The 822-nt window shown below is 30.3% G+C and carries 1 protein-coding gene; it reads left to right on the forward strand.

From position 1 onward, the window contains the following. Positions 1 to 500 precede the first annotated feature (500 nt). Positions 501 to 644 carry a hypothetical protein gene (locus KA878_RS13640; RefSeq protein WP_002360221.1) on the forward strand — a complete coding sequence of 48 codons (144 nt, stop codon included), beginning with the start codon at positions 501 to 503 and terminating at the stop codon, positions 642 to 644. The last annotated feature ends 178 nt before the right edge of the window (positions 645 to 822 follow it).

Genomic DNA, 822 nt, shown 5'->3' on the forward strand with positions numbered 1-822 from the left:
ATTTCACTGATGAGCATTAATCGTTCGGTCACATTGATATCTTCAGCAGAGGGCGTCACATCTTATCAAGAGTAAATTACTAAAAATCCATTAACATCAATGTTTTTACTTTAAGAACATATATTTAACGTGTTAAATCAAATGAAAAAATACAATGTAATTATTAGATGACAATTGATTACGGTCAGAAGAATGTACCACAAATAAAAAAACTAATTCCTTTTTATTTTATCGAGGAATTAAGCTTTTGACCTGCAACAATCACGCCCAATTTCGGAATATCTATAATATGATTTCGATCTTAAATTATCTACTTTAACTGACGCTACCTGCTCGTTAAAGAAGACCTATTTAAAAAAGTTTATACTGCACCTGCCTTTATTATGTAAGTAAAAGTAGTAAAGCTTTAAATTGGTTTTCAAAAAAGTAGGGTTGATTATTTCTTTTTCATCAATTATTATTGTGTTATTATCACAATATGAGAAAGGAGGCAAAAAGTAATGGGAATTGATTTCATTAATGTCGAGTTTAGAAAGCATGTAAAAGTTTCAGGGGATTTAGGTACAACGGGATCAGTATGTCCTTTTTCACAAAAACAAAAAATGGAAACACTACCGGAAAACTTTTTGCCTCCTTTTATATAATGGGCAAAAATTTATGAATCTATTGCATTTGTAAAAATGCATACGAATGATTAGGCACCGGTTGTTAAACTGGTGCCTTTTTTTTTGTTTGATCAGTTCAGTTAGTTTGGAGAACCGAATCTTTAATCATGCTGTAGAAATATGGTGAGTTCGTTGATTTGGTTTTACAATATAAATA

This window comes from Staphylococcus sp. GDY8P57P (assembly GCF_017892585.1).
GTDB lineage: Bacteria > Bacillota > Bacilli > Staphylococcales > Staphylococcaceae > Staphylococcus > Staphylococcus borealis.